The 13620-nt window shown below is 65.7% G+C and carries 10 protein-coding genes and 1 riboswitch; of the genes, 3 read left to right on the top strand and 7 right to left on the bottom strand.

Annotated features, from left to right (window positions below; all coding sequences use genetic code 11):
* Nucleotides 1-45 precede the first annotated feature (45 nt).
* The 7 genes from F467_RS0106305 to F467_RS0106275 all read right to left on the bottom strand — a co-directional run bounded on the left by F467_RS0106305 (nt 46) and on the right by F467_RS0106275 (nt 11588).
* Nucleotides 46-336, bottom strand: coding sequence for a DUF2149 domain-containing protein (locus F467_RS0106305; RefSeq protein ID WP_018138715.1), 291 nt, complete (start codon nt 334-336; stop codon nt 46-48).
* Nucleotides 333-776 carry a MotA/TolQ/ExbB proton channel family protein gene (locus F467_RS0106300; RefSeq protein WP_018138714.1) on the bottom strand — a complete coding sequence of 148 codons (444 nt, stop codon included), beginning with the start codon at nt 774-776 and terminating at the stop codon, nt 333-335. Before F467_RS0106300 ends, F467_RS0106305 begins: the two co-directional genes overlap by 4 nt.
* 136 nt (nt 777-912) lie before the next feature.
* Complete coding sequence (locus F467_RS0106295) at nt 913-5376, bottom strand: cobaltochelatase subunit CobN (RefSeq protein WP_018138713.1); 4464 nt, start codon at nt 5374-5376, stop codon at nt 913-915.
* A gap of 124 nt (nt 5377-5500) precedes the next feature.
* Nucleotides 5501-6055: a cob(I)yrinic acid a,c-diamide adenosyltransferase gene (locus F467_RS0106290; protein ID WP_018875220.1), complete on the bottom strand. Its 555-nt coding sequence runs from the start codon at nt 6053-6055 to the stop codon at nt 5501-5503.
* A gap of 3 nt (nt 6056-6058) precedes the next feature.
* A complete protein-coding gene (locus F467_RS0106285) occupies nt 6059-7903 on the bottom strand; it encodes a TonB-dependent receptor domain-containing protein (protein ID WP_018138711.1) in 1845 nt (614 codons plus the stop codon).
* A gap of 142 nt (nt 7904-8045) precedes the next feature.
* A riboswitch (cobalamin riboswitch) is annotated at nt 8046-8295 on the bottom strand.
* 45 nt (nt 8296-8340) lie between these two features.
* Nucleotides 8341-10239: a hypothetical protein gene (locus F467_RS0106280; RefSeq protein ID WP_018138710.1), complete on the bottom strand. Its 1899-nt coding sequence runs from the start codon at nt 10237-10239 to the stop codon at nt 8341-8343.
* Nucleotides 10240-10349: 110 nt separating this feature from the next.
* On the bottom strand, nt 10350-11588 hold the full coding sequence (locus F467_RS0106275) for a cyclopropane-fatty-acyl-phospholipid synthase family protein (RefSeq protein ID WP_018138709.1): 1239 nt from the start codon (nt 11586-11588) through the stop codon (nt 10350-10352).
* A gap of 205 nt (nt 11589-11793) precedes the next feature.
* On the opposite strand from F467_RS0106275, the gene fnr reads away from it, so the two are divergent.
* The 3 genes from fnr to F467_RS0106260 are packed head-to-tail and all read left to right on the top strand — an operon-like array spanning nt 11794 to nt 13620.
* A complete protein-coding gene (fnr, locus tag F467_RS0106270; RefSeq protein WP_018138708.1) occupies nt 11794-12525 on the top strand; it encodes a fumarate/nitrate reduction transcriptional regulator Fnr in 732 nt (243 codons plus the stop codon).
* A complete protein-coding gene (locus tag F467_RS0106265) occupies nt 12518-13003 on the top strand; it encodes a TIGR02444 family protein (RefSeq protein WP_018138707.1) in 486 nt (161 codons plus the stop codon). The genes fnr and F467_RS0106265 overlap by 8 nt, the downstream gene beginning before the upstream one ends.
* A 47-nt stretch (nt 13004-13050) precedes the next feature.
* The gene (locus F467_RS0106260; RefSeq protein WP_018138706.1) at nt 13051-13620 is read left to right on the top strand and encodes a DUF2058 domain-containing protein; all 570 of its coding nucleotides are present in this window, start codon (nt 13051-13053) and stop codon (nt 13618-13620) included.

Raw genomic sequence — 13620 nt, 5'->3', positions numbered from 1 at the left:
TACTCCTTGAGTTCATTGCTTGTTCGGGGTGCGCAGGGGGCGGGCCTACTCGCCGATCAGGATCATTCGTCCGGTCTCCGGGTCACGGTAGACTTGGCCCATCGACTCGAAGCCGGAGCCGGCCTCGCCGGCACCCTCGGGCGGGTCCGGGATCTCGCGCCCTGGTTCGATCTCGGCGCCGCCGCTGGCCGGTTCCAGGCCACTCCCCGAGGCGGCCATCACCACCATCAGGCCGACGGCGAACACCAGCATGATGTCGGCCAGGTTGGCCAATGGCCCCATTGGTTCCTCGTCAGGGGCATCGAAGCGGCTGGCGCGGTAGTGCGGGACCCTCATGCCGCCGCCTCCAGGCGCTCCATCGCGGCGTCATACCAGCGCCGCCGGAGGCGTCCGAGCAGGAAACCGAGGATGCCAACCAGCAGCCCCAGCACCGTGGTGTTGAACGCCACCGTAACGGCCTGAGCGAGGATTTCCAGTTCGCCCCGGCCCATCGCGGCCAGCCCTGGACCCAGCGGGATCAGCGTCCCCATCAGCCCGAGCATCGGGCCGATGCGTGCCAGCAGATCCGCGCGGTCAATGCGGCGCCGTGCGCGGTAGGCCAGGCGCTCGGCATCGCCGGTGGCCTCCAGCCGGCGCACCCCGCCGGAGCGTTCGCCCAGTGCGAGCCCAAACTCCCAGACGGCGACCGCCACCAGCACCAGCAGGCCGACAATCACCGGCTCCAGCAGCCAGCGCACTACGGTATCCATCAGTTCCATCGTGATCGAGAACGGCATTCGCGTTTACCTCACTAACCTTTGTTCAGCGCTTCTCACCTTCCTGTGTAGGAGGCCAGCCCTCTGGCCGATGGGGTATATCCGGCGGCCCATCGGCCAGGGGGCTGGCCTCCTACAGGAGATGCCCAAGCGGCGGTTATCGGCGGCGGCCTGCGGCGATACCGCCAATCAGCAGCAGGAACAGCGCGGCGGCGACTAGCCAGGGAAGCCAGGGCATGCCGGCTGCCTCGTCGCCGGTCTCCTGGCCACTCTCGGCCTCGGCCGCTTCCGGCATCTCCTGCATCTCCCGGGCGTCCGGGTCCTCCAGCGGCTGGATCTCGGTGACACGACTGGGGTCGGCCTCCGCCTGTGCACGATCGATCTGCGCGGACGCGCGCACGGCCTCGAAGGCCTCGCGCAGTTCGGGGTCCTCCAGGCGCTCGGCCACCTCGTCCAGCATCGGGTGGTCGGGGCGCGTGTGCCCGCTGCCCGGCAGGCCGTGTTCCGCAACCAATTCGGCGAAGCGTTCGGACAGGGCGTCCAGTACCTCCGGCTCGGCCTCCCAGAACCCGCGACTGGCAGCCACCAGATGCACGGCCTGCAGGTGGGTCTTCACATGCACGTTGTGGCCGTCGGCGAGAAATTCGTCCACGCCCAGTCCGTGCCGGTCCTGCAGGTAGATGTCGTGCACCTCGTCCCAGACCCAGGAGCGCACGATCTCGGGGTTGGTGGCCTGCCAGCCCCAAAGGTTGTCGACGAAGTCGCGGGCCATGGTGCGGGCCCCGGCATAACCGTGATCCATCAGCGGCTCGATCCACTGCGGGTTCAGGTTCTGCCCCTGCAGCTCGCGCATCAGCGCGCGCCCCAGCGTCTCCACCTGCGGGTTGTCCGGGTCGGCATGCTGCAGCACGCGGTTGTCCGGCACCTCGCCGCGCAGGCTTTCCACGGCAGTGGACAGCCCACCCTGGAAATCGAAGCCGTCGTCGTTGTCCAGCAGCCCGTACAGGTGCGAGGCACGGCCCAGATAGGTGCGCCCGACCCCGGCCACGCGCGACTCGAACGCCTCGTGTGCCGCATCGCCGGATGCCGTTGTGCCGTAGGCATGCCCCATGCGGCGCAGGTAGGCCGCGCCCAGTTCGGCGCGATCCTCCCAGGCGCCGGAACGGTCCGCCAGGCGGTTGACCCCGGCGCCGTACGCCCCCGGTGCGGTGCCGAACACGCGCAACGCGGCCTGCTCCCCGGCGGCGGCACCGTCCAGTCCGGCCGCGCGCAAGGCCTCGGTGTCCTCCACCCACTGCGCGGCGACATCATTACGCGCCAACGACTCGCCGCCGGGATCGCGCAGATCCTCCGCCAGCGGAGCGAGGGCTGCTTCCAGTGCCTCTTCCAGTTCCGGGTGCTCCTCGAGGATGGTCTCCGAGGCGCCATCCAGCGCCAGCCGTGCGGCCCGGTCCAGCCACACGAGCTGGTCCTCGTAGAGATCGCGGAACAGCCCGGAGGTGGTGAACAGGGCATCCCGGCGACGGTCGCGCCCGGCCTCGTCGAGATCCATGCGCTCCAGACCCTCGACGATCCCGCGACTGTTCCAGGCGGGCCGGATTCCAAGCATGTCCATGCCGAAGGCGATCATCACCCCCTCGTCACGTACGGTGTCGGAGGCCCAGAGGATGATGGCCTCACTGCCATCCGCTTCCGGATCACCGTGCTCGCGGGCATCCGCGGCGAGTTCCTGACCGATGCCCCAGGCGATTCGTGTTGGCACCAGGTCCGCCGACAGGGCATGGAAGTTTGTCCCGGTGGGCAGTACATCCGGCGTGCGGATCGGATCGTTGCCCTGACCCGGTGGCACGAACCGACCCTCCAGGGCGGCCAGCAGATGGGCGCGTTCACTGGCGGGCGAACCCCGCAGCCTGGCGTCCCAGTCGTCACCGGCCTCACCATCCCCGGCCATCGACTCGAGCATCGTGTCCACGGCTTCGTCCGACCAGTCGCGACCGAACACATGCAGACCCAGCGGCATCTGGTCCTCCTGCATGTCGGTCAGGTAGTGGCCGATCTCGTGCACCAGCAGCTCTTCATCCATCTCCGCGAGCGGAGTGTCACCGTGGTCGTGCCCGTGGTCATCCCCATGATCATCGTCCCTGCCATGGTCGTCATGTCCATGGCCACCGTCCTGCTCATGCCCGTCGGAGTGGTCATCGTGGTGCCCATCTCCGTCGTCGTGGCCGTGATGGTGATGGCCGCGCGCCAGTTCGCGTTCGATGGTCTCGGTCAGGCCCAGCTCGTCGATACGCTCGCGCAGCGTCTGGGCGGCGCGCGAGCGGGTGGCCGCATCGGGCTGGGCCGCGGCCTCGTAGGTCTCCACCAGCTGGCGCAGTTCCAGCAGGCTGTCGTAGAGCTCGGTGGCCGCCAGCGGCGGCGTCAGGTGGCTGATCATCACGCCCATCGCCCGCCGCTTGGCCTGGATGCCCTCGCCGACACCATCGACGATGTAGGGATAGATGATCGGCAGGTCACCGCCGAGGATCTCGGGGTAGTCGTCCGGGGCGAGACCCGCGCGGCGGCGCGGGAGGAACTCGCGAGTGGAATGACGTCCGACGTAGACCAGCGCATCCGCCTCGAAGTGCTCGCGAATCCAGTGATAGAAACCGGCGTACTGGTGAGTCGGCGGGAAGGTCGTGTTCGCATGCAGCAAGCGCTCGCTGACCTCCCACCCGCGCGGCGGCTGCGGGCCGATGAACACGTTGCCGAACTCGATGCCGGGGAAGAGCATCTCGCCGTCGCGCGTCATGGCCTCGCCCGGCGGCTCGCCCCATCCGGTCAGACCCGGGATGCCTGTACGCACCAGGGCCTTGCGCAGCTGTTCGGTGGTTTCGTGTTCGTCTTCACCGGCCAGCGTGGCCTCCCAGGCGGCCTCGTATTGGGCGAGCAGGTCCAGCGCCCGTTCCTGGGCGTCGTGCGGGTAGCTCTCGAGCATATGCCGTAGATCGCCGACACCGCTGTCCAGCGCGGCCTCCGCCAGTTCGTGCTTGTCCGCGTCCCTGGCCGCCTCCAGACGCGCCTGCAGGTAGCCGATCGGTCCGTCGACCAGCTCCGCCTGCACCGCGGCAGGCAAGCCGTCGAAATACGCCTGGTACTGATCTCGATCCAGCGAGGCGACCCGGCCGGCGATCGCGTCCAGCGCGTCCGCCTGTTCCGGCAGATTCACCGCCCGGTCCTGGATCATGTCCAGCAGGGCCTCGGCATCCTCCGGCACCTCGTCCCCGAGGTCATACCCGGCGGCCTCCAGCCGTTGCAGGATCTCCAGCAGTGATTCCGGGACATCCAGCTTGTCGGCGCCAATGTTCTGGCGACCGGGCGGATGGTTGTAGTACACGACCGCGACCCGCTTGTCTGTGTTGTCCAGCTGGCGCAGCCGGTTCCAGCGCTGCATCCGGTCGGCCAGGGCCTCCACCCGCTCGCCCACCGGTTCGGGCAGCGCCAATCGCACGCCAGTGCGTTCGTCCTGCGTGGGCTCGCCCGCAGTCGCCAGCACCATCGGCTGACTGGCGCCCTGCAATTCCGGCATGGCCACGTGATAGTGGACCTTGTCCCAGGGGATGCCCTCGTGCGAGAGCCGCCACTCGGTCTCGCTCACGTCCGCCAGACGAATCCCCTTGACCACAGGGACATCCAGCTCGGCGAAGGCCTCGGCCACCGCCTCGCGGTTGCCACCGCCGCCCACTACGAAGTCCTGCAGGCTGACGATCCCGCTCAGCTCGGCGGGTGCCGCCGATGCGGCGAGGTTCTCGACTGCCTCGCGGCTGGCCCCACCCCAGCGCGCGAGGACCGCGAAGCACTGGGTATCCCGGGCCTCCAGCGCCTCGCAGGTCGCATCCAGAAGCTCGCGGTCACCGGGACGGTCACCGGTATCCAGGTCCAGCACGGCCACGGCCGGCCTGGCATCCAGGCCAAGATCCCCCGGGTCGGCCACCGACTGGCCATCCCGGTAATAGCGGATGGTCTCGCGCGGATCCGGTTCCGGCACGTCAATCGAGTGCCCGCCCCGAGCGCCCAGCCAGCGCATCAGACCCTCCATGTTCTCCGGTGTGCGGCCCTGATAGAACGCACGTCCGGTTAGCCAGTCGGCCTGGTTTGAGAAGCGCTCCTGCTGCCGGGCCAGGTGCTCGCGCGGATCCTCGCCCGCTTCAGGGTTCTCGGTCAGTTCGGTCCGGGCCTCCTCGTCCAGCTCCTCCAGCACCGCCTGGCCGTCGATGCGGGACAGCGCGGTCAGGCGCCGTTCGCTGTTGATTGCAAGGATCGGCGCTGACTCGGCCGGTGCCTCTTCGCGCAGCAGACGTTCGAGACGACCGGCCTGGTCCCCGAACACCGCTGCCACGAGCACCGCGTCGGCATCGCGCCACAACGCCCGGATTGACGAGTCCGACTTGTCCGCCAGCTGCTCAGGCGTGCGCAGCACCACCTCGGCATCCGGCACGGCCTCCAGGAATCGATGCGCACCGGCGGCCACCTCGGGGGCCGAGCGCTCGGAGACGATGCCGACGATCTGGGGCCCTGCCCATACGGGCGTGCTCCACAGGCCGACGATCAGCAGGACCAGGCTGCGTTTCCAGAAGGACATGCGATAAACCCCGAAGAAAATTCGATGGGGCGACGCCACCGGTGCAATGGTGGCGTCGCCAATCCGTTATACGCAGGAAGGTGCCGTGGAAACGGCACCCGAAAACCAGCAACGGCAGATGCAATCAGCCGCGTTTGTTGGCCGGCTGCCAGAGGACTTCCGCGCCGTTCTCGTGACGTGCAAGCACACGGCAGAGCACGAACAGAAGATCCGACAGGCGGTTGATGTAGGCCAGTGAACTCGGCCGCAGCGCCTCATGGTGATTCACCGCCACCAGACGACGTTCCGCACGGCGGCATACCGTACGGGCGATATGGCAGTCGGCCGTGGCCGGGCCACCGCCCGGCAGGATGAACTCCTCGAGCGGCGGCAGATCGGCGTTGAAGCTTTCCAGCTCGACATCGAGCCGCTCGACAGAGGCATCCGGTAGCGCCTGATGCCCCGGCACCGCCAGCTCCGCCCCCAGGTCGAACAGCTCGTGCTGAACCAGGGCCAGCACGCGCCGAACCTCTTCCGGGAGATCGTGGACCAGGACCCGGCCCACGACACTGTTCAGCTCGTCCACGTCACCAAACGCCTCGACGCGGTGGCTGTCCTTACCCACCCGCGAGCCATCCCCCAGGCCAGTCCGGCCTTCGTCACCCGTGCGGGTCGCAATCTTTGACAGTCGATTACCCATGCATCACCTCTGCTGGTAGCGCAGCTTGACGAAAGCGGCCCGACCCGGCTGGTTGTACCCTCCGGCGGTCTCGTAGTCCTTGTCGAACACGTTATTGACCGTAGCCTGAATCTGCCATTCCGGCGCAATCTGATAGCTCGCACGCAGATTGAGCAGGCCGTAGCCGGAAAGGCGCTCGTCGTTATTGGCGTCGTTATACGAACGGCTCTTCGCAATCACCGACCCGCCCATTGAGAAACGCTGAAACTTCCGATCGAGATCCATACGGGCCGTAATGGGAGAGCGTCTCTGCAACTCGTTTCCCGTTTCCCGGTCTCGGGCATCCAGTAGGGTCAGTGAAGCGCCTGAAAGCCATTGGCCAAATTCGTATCGGCCATCCACTTCGACTCCCCGAATTCGTGCTTCCTCAACGTTTTCCGGTGGAGCGAACCCTGCAATCAAGTTTTCAACTCGTGTCTCGAAAGCGCTCAAATCAAGATATCCGGATCCCGCCGAATAACGGGCCCCTATTTCGAAAGTTTCAGATTCCTCTGGATCAAGGTCAGGGTTGCCGCGGAAAAACCCGATGTCAGGATGGTAAAGTTCGTTAAACGTTGGGGCCTTGAATGCTGTCCCGTAAGAAGCCCGCAGTCGCCATGCTTCCGCGACCTGGAATCCCCAGGCGACTTGACCGGTAGTTTTACTACCGAACTGTTCATTGTCGTCGTATCGTAACGAACCCTCCAAAGTATGCCGGCCTAGATCGGCTTGGAGAACCCCAAACCCACCAATGTTGTAGCGGCTGGTCTCCTCATATTCGTCCGTACCGAATCCCTCTCTTAGCCCAGGATCATCGACCTGAATACGGTCCTCACGGGCGTCAACGCCTGCCGTGAGGAACAGCTGGTCCGACAGGACGATTTCGTTCAACCAGTCGATCGAATCACGCTTCGTGTCATAACGCGATGTGAATTCCCCATCCACATAGCGATCATTTTCATCACGTGCATGTGCAACACTCAGCTCAGTATCCCAACGGTTATTCACCGGGATGCGGAACCCCGCACGGAGGGCTGCATGGACAAAGTCGGTGTAGTCATCTCCCTCCGTACTGTCAAACTCTGACTCCCCTTCCGAGTACAGTACGTTGCCGAAAACCTCAATCCCATTGTCTAGTCGATGGGTCACCTTGGTCGCAAGCGAGGTGTTGTCGTAGCCGTCACGGTCATCGTCTCCAACGTCATCCTGCACATTGATGCCGTCGGTCTCGAAATGGCTGAGCGAGAAGCTGTAGTTCGTGTTCTCGGTTCCGCCGGCGACGCCCACACCCGTTTCCCAGGTGTTGAAGCTGCCGCCCCCGACAAACGCGTTGACCCTGGGCGGCCCCTTCTGGCCCTCGCGGGTAAAGACCTGCACCACGCCGCCAATGGCGTCGGAGCCGTAGATGCTGGTACGCGGTCCGCGCACCACTTCGACGCGCTCGATCTCCTCCGGTGGCAGGAACTGCCAGCTTGCCCCGCCACTGGTGGCCGACCCCATGCGCACGCCGTCGATCAGGAGCAGGGTGTGGTCGGAACTCGTGCCACGCGTATAGACCGAAGTAGTCTTGCCAAACGCACTGTTCTGGGAGGTCTCGATCCCGGCGCGGCCCTCCAGCAGGTCGGTGAACTGCTGCGGCTGCAGGCGCTCGATCTCTTCGCGGTCGATGACGGTGACCGAGGACAGGGTCTCGTCGACCGTCTGCGCGACGCGCGCGGCCGTGACCTGGACCACGTCGAGGGTGTGCGCTTCGGAATCGGCGTCCGGCGTCTCGGCGAGGACCGGGGTGGTGGCCAGCAGGATGGCCGTGGAAAGTGCTGTGCGTTTCATGTCGTCCGTGTCTCCCGGCGAGCCGCCCGCACGCCGTAAATTCGTCGGGACCACGCAGGCAGGGGGGAGAGAGACACGAGGGGGACCGGGCACAGCCGCTATGCGACCAGGCCCGATCATCCGCCTCGCATGCCCGCCGCATGCCGCGCGATCATTCCCTGGCCGGTCTCCGGGCTGACGAGCGTTCCGGTGCGGCGCCTTCCCGAACGATTCCGTTCAGTGGCGTGTGCCGCGACCATCAGAGGCCGTCATGGCCTCTCGCTCGATTACCGTTGCGGGGGCAGCGTCGGATTCGTCCGCAGGCATCCAGATACCTGTAGCGGGCTCACCGAACTTCCCGTTTAACCCCTCGGCGAGACACGCCGAGGGGCACCAGAAAACGCACGAAAGCCTACACAGTTGGTCAAGAAATTACCAGACCCGGGAAATGCGCGGCGTCAGGATCGCTGGGCCTCGGCCTGCACATAACGTGCGCCGCTCTTGAGCAACCGCCCCCAGGACTTGTCCTGCAGCATGGCGTCAAATTCCGGCGACCGTTCGGCACGCAAAGCCACCGGCGCCGCCTGCGCGCCCTCCTCCACCGGATGGGCGGCCAGCATCTCCAGGCGGTCGGGATTGGCGCCATATTGCCGTACCAGGAAATCACGCATGGAGTCGGACAGCGGCAGATGGTAGATGCGCGTCAGACGCAGGGCCAGCCATTCCGCCATACGGCTGAGATCCTGACGCACCATACGCACCATCGCCGAACCCAACCCCGCCTTGGCATCCGCACTCATGCCGACGTACAGGCCTCCGAGATAGGCGGCGGGATTCGCATAGATCGCGCGCTGGATACTCGGGTTGGTCAGGTCGACCAGAGGCTCCAGAATCAGTGCGAGCTGGATGCCGATGCGCTTGGCGGTGTCCGCATCCAGTGGGTGCCCACCAAAGTAGAACAGGTCGCCCTCGCGCCGGATGCCGAGCTCGGACAGGTACTCACAGAACCGGTCGGCCAGGCGCAGCTTCTGGTCGTCCGCCAGCTCGATCACCTCCTCGCTCACGCGGATACCGCGCGCACTGCGCTTGAACCAGCTCTGCTGCCCCTTTCTCTCGACCTGCTGTCGTCGCAGCGCCTCCCAGCGCTCGACCGCGGCGGTATAGCGACTCTGCGCCTGCATGAGCTGGTCCCGCGCCGCGCGCAGGTCTTCGACATGACGCAGCGCCCGCCCCAGCAGGCGGCCTTCCGGCGAATTCACAGCGGGGCGGGACTGTTCCAGTTGCGAAAGTGCATCCAGCACCTCGCGCCCGATACCCAGAGTCGGCGAACGCAGGACCTGCGGATCCAGGCCACTGGCCGGGCTTTGCGCCAGCAACATCGCGAGCGAGCGCAGGCGACTGACCACACCCGCCTGAGCGACGCGGAAACGGTTGCCCTGATACTCCAGCCGATCCAGCGCATGCCCCAACCGCCAACCACCCGACCATTCGAAACTCAGCCGCCGGATCTGCCGCCCGTTGACCATCTCGAAGGCCAGTACAAACATGGCCTGCGTATCATCCAGTGTGCAGCGCGACAGGTCATCCGAGTCCGCCGCTGAAAACAGGCGGTCCAGAAATTGATCGATCCGCCGGACGCCATCCTCACGGGTTGGCGCGACGCCCTGAAGCCGGTCGCGCAGCGGATCCGCCAGTTCGGAGGCATCGTGGTGCAGTTTTTCCAGCGCGGCCAGACGAGCATCCGCAGTGGCATCCACCAGATCCGCGACGCGCGAGCGCAGCCCCAGCCGACGATAGATCTCGATCTGCTCGGCCGCTGCTGCGAGGCTGGTATCGCCGGTCATCTCGCGCACCGCGACCGCGACGCCTTCCGGCGAGATATCCACCTCATGAAGCAGAACCTCGGCGGCCTTGCGTCGCCGCATGTCCGGCGCCATCTCGGCCATCGCCAGGTCGCGGGTCACGAACAGCAGGTCCGGCAAAAAGTCGATCGTATTGCGCAGCTGATCGCGTGAGCGCTCCTGCCGCTTGCCCCGCGTGGCATCGGCAATAAACCGCGCCAGCAGGCCAATCACCCCGAACAGCAGCGTGTAGACGGCAAAAAAGATGAAATTCTGGGCCGGGGCGGCGTGGCCAAAGCCCAGGAAATAGCCCCCCTGCATCGCGAGGAAGGTCACCGGGCCGGCCGCCCACAGCAGCTGCAGCATGTTGAGCGACCAGGGCACCTTGCGCGCGGTCGCCGCGACCTCGGTGATCCGGCTGCGCCCGGCCGCCTCGATCAGCACATGGTCCTGGCTCGGACTGGCGGCCTGGGGGGCCTCCTGCCGCTGTTGCCGCTTGCGAAACCTGCCAAACACGCGTCGTCCCTGCCCCCTCAGCGTTTCCGTGAAGTGTAGGGAAAACAGACAGGTTGCGGGTGCCCGGTCAGGAAAAAATGTTCAGGGAGCCAGGAAGTAGTCCGCAATCCCTACGCAGCACTGCGACCCCGGACTGCCGCCTCCCCCGGCGGCGTCGAAACCACCTTGGGCGCCTCGTCGGCATACAGATAGTCGCGGGTGAGCGGCACGGCATCCTGCTGTTTGGCCACCTGGATGTGGAACACCACCTGGCGCCACCAGCGGAAGGTCGCCTCGCAACTGGCCAGATAGAACTCCCACATGCGGCAGAAGCGCTCGTCGAAGTGGCCCACTGCCTCGGCACGGATGTTCTGGAACCGCCGATACCACTCGGCGAGCGTCTCCGCATAGTGCAGCCGCCAGAACTCGATATCGGTGGTATGCAGCGGGGTCGGCTCCAACGCCTCCATCACCTCGGACAGTGCCGGGGTATAACCGCCAGGGAAGATGTACTTGCTCAGCCAGGGGTTGGTGGTCCCCGGAGGCCCCTGGCGGCCAATCGTGTGCAGGACGGCCACGCCATCGTCCTTGAGCAGGTCGTTCACCCGCTGGAAGAACGTGCCGTAATTGGGCACGCCGACATGCTCGAACATGCCGACACTGACGATCCGGTCGTACTGGTCGTCGTGTTCGCGGTAGTCCTGATAGAAAAAGCGCACGCGATCGTCCAGCCCGCGGCGCTTCGCCTCGGCCTGGGCCACTCGCAGCTGCTCCCGGGACAGGGTGATTCCGTCCACCTGGACATCGGCGTTCTCGGCCAGGTGAAAGGCCAGCCCACCCCAGCCGCAGCCGATATCCAGCACCCGCTGACCGGGCTCCAGCACCAGCTTCTTGCGCAGCATCGCGCACTTGGCCTGCTGGGCCTCCTCCAGGGTCATGTCCGGGCGCTCGAAATAGGCACAGCTGTAGAACATGCCTTCGTCGAGAAAACGGCGGAACAGCCACTCGTCCACGTCGTAATGATGGGAGATGTTCTGGTAGCTGCGCGCGATACGGTTGCCCTGCTCGAGGACCGCGCGAAACATGCACACCAGCGGGTGCACACGACGCTGGAATCTGGGCGCGAAGTTGCGCATGGCCACATCCAGAAACACCCGGATGCCCTCGGGACCCGGCGACCAGAGCCCGTCCATATAGGTTTCGCCCAGCTGAAACCCGGGATCTCGCGCGATGCGCTTGAGGGCCGCCCGATCATGGACCTGCAGCGTGATCTCGGGTGCCCCCTGCCCGAAACGGCGCTCGCTCCCGTCCGGCTCGCGCAGGATCAGCGTGCCGTGGTGCATGTATTCGTTCAGCATCCGTTCGATCATTGCGTCCCTTCCCATGCGAATCGCCTGCTATATTAAACAGAGTCTAGATATCGCACTCGCTCCGCCGCAAGCCTCTGAATTGGCTGATCCCTGCCACTCCAAAAGGTTCCACACTCACAATACCGGAATTCCTCATACGGGCAACCTCTATACGGGGGCCTCACACACCTTCCCTCACCGATGGCAAAACCGCTAACCTGAGCACATGACACTGCGCCCGACCCAAGCCTGCGAACACTGCACCCTGCGCCAGCTCTGTCTGCCGATGGGGCTGCCACAAAACGAACTCTGGCAACTCGACGAGATCGTGCAGCAACGCCGTCCGATCGAAAAGGGGGCCTTGCTGTTCGGCATGGGCGAGCGCTTCGACACCCTGTTTGCCGTACGCACCGGGGCGTTGAAGACCGTTCTGATCGGCGACGACGGTACCGAGCAAATCACCGGCTTCGCCCTCGCAGGCGATCTGCTGGGGCTGGATGCGATCCACTCCAGAAAACATCCGGTCAGCGCGGTCGCCCTCGAATCCACCAGTGTCTGCGCAGTCCCGTACACCCATGTGGACGACCTCGCCGGCAGGCTTCCGACATTCCGCCAGCACATGATGAACGTGATGAGCCAGGGGCTGGCTCAGGACGAAAGCCTGCATGCCCTGCTCGGGCAGCGCACGGCGGAGCAGCGCCTGGCCACATTCCTCGTCACCCTGTCGGAGCGGCATCGTGCACGGGGCCTGTCCACCGAGCGCTTCTACCTCCCGATGTCGCGCGCCGACATCGCGAACCACCTGGGGCTGACCCAGGAGACCATCAGCCGCCTGTTCACACAGCTGCGCAACCAGGGCGTAATCAACCTGCACACCCGGGATCTCGAGATCCTCGAGCCGACGACCCTGCGCAGCACCGCCGGCGTGACCTTTACGCCCGCCGCCAGTAGTGCCTGAGGCCGCCCGGCCACACGACTTCGACTGCTTCTGGGATTTCGCCCTGCGGATATGGGCCTGCGCCCCCGCACGGAAACGCCTGCTGCACTGGCAGGACGCCCATGACGTCGATGCCATCCTCGCCCTGTTCGCCCTGTGGTACCCACGGCGAGTACACACACACGACTGGCAGGCGCTGATGCAGGCCGCCGCGCGCTGGCGCGAGCAAACCACCTCGCGCGTGCGCGCCCTGCGCCGCCGTCTCAAGCCCAACAGCCCCGATGAGCGACAACGCCAAGCCCTGTACGACGCCGTGAAAGGGCTGGAGCTGGCTTGCGAGCGCACGGCTGCGATGCGACTGTGTCAGCGCACGCAGGCGCTGGGCAATCCCGCTGCGACCCCCGATCTTGCGCGGCGTTTACACCTGCTGTTTCCCACCCTTCCCATGACCGAGATCCTGGACGGATTACCCGAACTTACACACGTCGGCTGCACATAGCAGAGGTTCGGGCTATCCTCCCGACACATTTTCTACAGGCAAGCGGCATGTCGGACGATCTGCGCAATCAGCTCCTGAAGGCCGGACTGGTGGACGAAAAACAGGTGCGCAAGGCCAAGAGCCAGAAGCACAAGGCCCAGAAGACACAACCGAAAAAGAAAAAGGGCAAGCCCGCCGACGCCGAGGCTAGCGCCGCTGCGGCTCGTCAAGCCGAGCAGGCCCAACGCTCGCGGGAGAAGAACCAGGAACGGCAGGAAAAGGCCGAACGCCGCGCGCGCCGGGCGCAGATTCGCGAGCTGGTGAACCAGCACCTGGCCCCGATCCCCACTGGCGACGCCGCGATCGACTATCACTTCCAGTTCGACGGGCAGGTCCGCCACCTGCCGGTGACCGAGGACACCCGCAAGCGCCTGGTCGACGGCCGCGCGGCGCTGGCCGGCCTGGAGCTGCACCCGAGCAAGGGGTTCCGCGTAATCCCGCGCGATATAGCGGACAAGATCCGCGAGCGGGATGCCGAATGGCCGCTGGTTATCCCGGCCGAGGAAAGCGGCGGTTCCGAGCCCGATCCCGACGACCCGTACAAGGACTACGTCGTCCCCGACGACCTCATGTGGTAA

Origin of the sequence: Thioalkalivibrio sp. ALJ12, from assembly GCF_000378305.1 — a bacterium.
Taxonomy (GTDB): domain Bacteria; phylum Pseudomonadota; class Gammaproteobacteria; order Ectothiorhodospirales; family Ectothiorhodospiraceae; genus Thioalkalivibrio.
Note: the sequence above shows the minus strand (reverse complement) of the source record. Positions and strands in the feature narration are given on the sequence as shown.